The 4,642-nt window shown below is 44.1% G+C and carries 5 protein-coding genes and 1 pseudogene; 3 read left to right on the forward strand and 3 right to left on the reverse strand.

What is annotated here, in order from left to right; genetic code table 11:
* Positions 1–185: pseudogene (locus PLH26_RS20355) on the forward strand (sugar isomerase domain-containing protein); the annotation flags it as partial.
* Between the two features lie 114 nt (positions 186–299).
* Here PLH26_RS20355 and PLH26_RS20360 read toward each other — a convergent pair.
* Positions 300–473, reverse strand: a complete 174-nt coding sequence (locus tag PLH26_RS20360; RefSeq protein WP_324587859.1) for a hypothetical protein — start codon at positions 471–473, stop codon at positions 300–302.
* A 47-nt stretch (positions 474–520) separates the two neighbouring features.
* Here PLH26_RS20360 and PLH26_RS20365 point away from each other — a divergent pair, with 47 nt between their 5' ends.
* Positions 521–739, forward strand: a complete 219-nt coding sequence (locus PLH26_RS20365; protein WP_324587860.1) for a hypothetical protein — start codon at positions 521–523, stop codon at positions 737–739.
* Positions 740–937: 198 nt separating this feature from the next.
* Here the strand turns inward: PLH26_RS20365 and PLH26_RS20370 are convergent, their stop codons facing one another.
* Entirely contained in the window at positions 938–1,930 is a 993-nt protein-coding gene (locus tag PLH26_RS20370; protein WP_324587861.1) for a DUF6427 family protein, read from the reverse strand.
* Positions 1,931–1,941: 11 nt separating this feature from the next.
* Positions 1,942–3,471, reverse strand: coding sequence for a hypothetical protein (locus tag PLH26_RS20375; protein WP_324587862.1), 1,530 nt, complete (start codon positions 3,469–3,471; stop codon positions 1,942–1,944).
* Between the two features lie 227 nt (positions 3,472–3,698).
* Here PLH26_RS20375 and PLH26_RS20380 point away from each other — a divergent pair.
* The coding region (locus PLH26_RS20380) for a KUP/HAK/KT family potassium transporter (protein WP_324587863.1) at positions 3,699–4,642 on the forward strand (944 nt) is incomplete at its 3' end.

Raw genomic sequence — 4,642 nt, forward strand, 5'->3', positions numbered from 1 at the left:
CTGTTTCAACCATGGCCTTTGTAACCTGTGTGTGGATGACCGTTACTACCGTGGCCGAGATACTTGCCGACAGGGGTGTGAAATTGCACATCCATCCTTCACACAATGTACCCGGCGATACCACAGCCAGGCAAAGGCTTGAAGAAGCATTAGCAGAATATAAAAAAAGAGTGGCGGGGGTATAATTTGCAGTGAGTGGTGAGTAGTGAGTAGTGAGAAGTTGTGAATACAAAAGGTCGCACCCGGAAGCATTGAAGTTTGGGTTTGACCATTTAAAAAGCAGGGTAAACGGGTAATTGTTATAAAGTAAGATCCCAGCCTTCACGGTATTCGCGTTTAACGAACTGGTTGGCAGGATCGTAGTTGACTTTCATATTGGCTGCATCCCACAACAGCTTTTTGCGGCCATTGTATTTGTCGGCGGTGCACCTGCCTCCCGGATTGTCCCGGAACATCCAGCTGCGTATGGCCACATTGCCGATCAGTATGCTTTCGGTGAATGGGCCGGCATATTCGAACGGTGAGCTGGTTTGCGCATTCCCATACCCGGCAATACAGGCGTTTACCCATTGCAGGCAGTGGTTCTCATCAGGAACTCTGGCAATGGTCTGAGCAATGCGTTTTTCTTAAGGGGGAGCAGCCGTGGATCAGCGCCATAGCAATCACCCGGGAACTTTCCTTTACTGCCAATGAACATTACGCTGCCGTCGGAATTGCCAAATGCCTCGCCTGGCAATAGCTCTCCCGGAACTTCGGGCATTACGCCACCATCATACCAGCTTAGCTTAATATTGCCTTTACCCGTCCTTGCGGGGACAGTTCAGATGAATATTGGTAGAAAAAGGAGTTCAGCAGGGTTATTGTCATTCTCTTTCAAAATGAAGGTCTATGTGCCCGCCACGCTGCATATCTAATACGTAGCGGGGCACAATAATCCTTAAATTCCTATGCTTACCCATATGCTTAGTGTGAGAACAAAAACAACCATTACCCAATGTAAAACCGGCGGGAGCCATCTTTTTTGCGCATAAAAAAAAGTGTACCCGTGAAAAGCAGCAAAAGGCAGGGCGCTTAAGATCCAGTATTCGAAAGTAGAGGAAAAGTTGATGAATGGAATGAGCAGGGTAATAAGCAGATAAATGAGCATAAGGCTCCAGCTTTTACGAACCTGTATGAGCATGCGCAAAATATTGCCCTGGATATAAAAACCACTGATCAAAAAAGGAACGATAAGAAGAATGATCCCGCCCCAGGCCCATACGTCCTGCTGAAATTTGGGGAAGCTCACAGAAATAGAAGGCAGATAAGTAAGCGGGTTCCAGGTGTTGCCCAAAAAAAGAAAAGCGAACAAAAAATAGTAAGGGGTAAGAATACCCAGTATAGCCACCAGCCATTCGCTCAGGTTAAAGGGCCTCAAGGTAATCAATGCAAAAAATATAAGTATGGAAAACCCGATGGCGGGAAAGTACAGGAAAGAAGCGAGCCCCACCAGCATGCCTGCATTAAATACCTGGGCCTTGGGTCGCGGATGATTGAACAGTTTGCTCAGCATAGCCCATACCCACACCAGCAAGCTGTTGATGATAAGCGTGGAGGACAGTTGCCACCATTCGGGAAAAAGAGATGTGATAAGAATATAGGCCATAGCCGGCAAATAGTTGGGCTTTGGCAGCAGCTTTTCATTGTTGATCAGGTTATTGAATGCAATGGCTTGCGTTAAGGTCAATACCAACACAATAAAGGGATAAATAACAGGCACGGATTGGCCTGCAGGCAGCAGGAAATTCAAAAATTTAAGGTACAGAAAACCATCCGTTGCCTGCGGCACCGGAATATGAGGATCAAGAAAAGCATACCATTTCAGCACAAATGTATATACCAGCAATAAAAGTATATTAACCGGTGAATTGGTTTTAAAAGAGCCTGTCACAGGAATGTTTTTTAAAAATCAATTTTTGCAAAGCAAATATAATTCCTGTACATACACGGCATCACTACCTGCCGGGCTCCTACCTGCTTACCATACTTGGGCAAAAATTCATAATCCTTATCTAAATTTTTAAGCGTTGGCGACCGTTTTACGCTCCCGTTAGGCGTTACACTTTGTTCAGACAACAGCCTCACCCGTCGTTCGAGCTGGTTATACAGGAAGTTGATCTCCCCCCCGGTATTGTATATCAGGTACGACAGGGCGTCGGAAGAATTGTCATCAAACTGGCTCTTGTGCAATACGTTGCTCCATTCAATGCTTGCATTGGGGTCAAATGAAAAAAGCGCGATATTCTCACTGTAATACCTGGTGCTTGAACCGTAATTCCACCTGTTCCAGGGATTGCCGTACATGCCGTAAGGGCTCCAGTAGCTGTTGTACGACGAATAAGGATACATGCTATACGGGCTGTACAGGTAATCGTAACGGTTCCAGCTGTTGCCACGCGAAGAAGTAAAAAACAATTCAGCCACGATCATAAAGCCACCGTCTTTCTTGGGTAAAACCTGTCGTATAAAATAATCATTGAAAGCCGTTTTTGCCGAAGTATTCTGAGATTTTGCATCCTCCTTCAGCTCATCAGTAAATATCGTATAATTCTCTGCTTTTACCCTGTCCTGCGTTTTGTCCCATACAGCTATATACAATCCTTCCACGTTTCCCCTGCGTTGCTTATAGTACAGGGAACTGAGCAGGTATGTTCTGTTGATGTTATCGGCTTTGATTTTAACTTCATCCAGGAAATTATTGGTAAGCGGGATATTATTCACGTGAAAGCTGTCTGCCATGGCTGGTTTTATCATCAGGTCCATATGCGAAATATTGTCACGGCTGCCGTTCCGGCTACAGCGTGCAAAAACAAAATCACCTTCATTATCAACTATGAAATCACTGAATACAGCGTCTCTCTTGGGCATGGTTACCTGCAGCCGGCTTTTTTTCCTGAACTCCATTTTGTCGTTGTAAAGCAGCGTGGTAAAAAAATAGTTGCGCTCATTCCGCTTATTGATCTTGAACACTACGATATGCTGCTTATCTTCACTGTATATGGTGGAATAAATCTTATTGTCGCTGGCACCGCCAATTTGTGTGGTGTCAATTTCCACCGGACCTACCAGCTTTTGTCCGGCAGCATCCATCTTTACCACGTTACAGTATACGATATTTCTTTTCTGGTATTGGTATATCATATAGAAGAAATCGGGATAGGAAACGAAATCCACGTTGATGAGCTTATCGGGTAAAAAATCAAGATCAATCTTATCCTTTAATTTCATTTCATTATTAAATATGGATAAATCATTTTTCGACCTGTAATTTTTGTAGATCACTATATTGCTGCTTACTTTTCCGATGATCTCAAAATTCACCTGGCGGTAGTCGTCTCTTCCCGGGTCTGAATAATGAATGCGCTGGGCCAAAACCCAAACGGGCAACGCCAGGATCATTAACGCTGATATAACAAATTTCTTATGCCCCATTTTTATCATTTTTAATTTTAAATATACAGCATCCGCCTGCAAATTAGATGGTTTTTGGCGATTGATATTGCTGCAGCATTATTTTTAACCAAACTTATAAATATGGCTTTCCGGCAACGGGATCTATCATACAAATCCTGCGAATTTTCCGTTTGCGATTGTAATTTACCCTATACCTTTGGCGTTTGGTTTAAAGCATTCGAATATAACTTAACCGTATTTCAGCCGTGGGCAAACATACCAATAAAGCTACCATTGCCGGATTAGTTATTGCACTTGGGATCATTTATGGCGATATTGGCACATCTCCTTTATATGTATTTAATGCTATTATCAGCGGCAGGGCCATTACGGAAGACCTGATCATAGGCAGCCTGTCATGCATTATCTGGACAATCACACTTCAAACTACCATTAAGTATGTGATACTTGTATTGCAGGCCGATAATAAGGGTGAAGGCGGCATATTTGCTTTGTATGCCCTGGTTCGCCGACGAAAAAAATGGCTGGTGCTGCCTGCCATGATCGGTGGCGCTGCCCTGCTTGCAGACGGAATGATAACCCCTCCCATAACGATTACTTCCGCTATTGAAGGCCTGCAAAAAGTTCCCGCTTTTCATAATCTCAGCCAATACATTATTTATATTGTTATATTCATTTTATCGGCCTTCTTTTTCCTGCAGCAATTCGGTACGGCATCCATTGGAAAATTTTTTGGCCCCGTAATGGGCTTGTGGTTTACTATGCTGGCGTTGCTCGGACTGTGGCATATCTTTGACGACCTGTCTATTTTTAAAGCGTTCAATCCCTGGTATGCCATTAAGCTGCTAAGGTCCAATCCCGGGGCATTATGGATCCTGGGTGCCGTTTTTTTATGTACCACAGGTGCCGAAGCATTGTACAGCGATCTTGGACATTGCGGAAGAGAAAATATCCGCATATCATGGGTGTTCGTTAAAACCTGTTTGATCTTAAACTACCTCGGCCAGGGGGCCAGCTTGTTAAAGAATCATCCGGATGTTCCTGCGGCTATTCATTCATCCATTAACCCGTTCTTTGACCTGATGCCCGACTGGTTTATCATTCCCGGTGTTATTATAGCAACCGGTGCAGCCGTTATAGCCAGTCAGGCAATGATATCGGGTTCGTTTACCCTTATAGGTGAGGCTAT

Origin of the sequence: Agriterribacter sp., from assembly GCF_035444585.1 — a bacterium.
In the GTDB taxonomy this organism is placed as follows: domain Bacteria; phylum Bacteroidota; class Bacteroidia; order Chitinophagales; family Chitinophagaceae; genus Agriterribacter.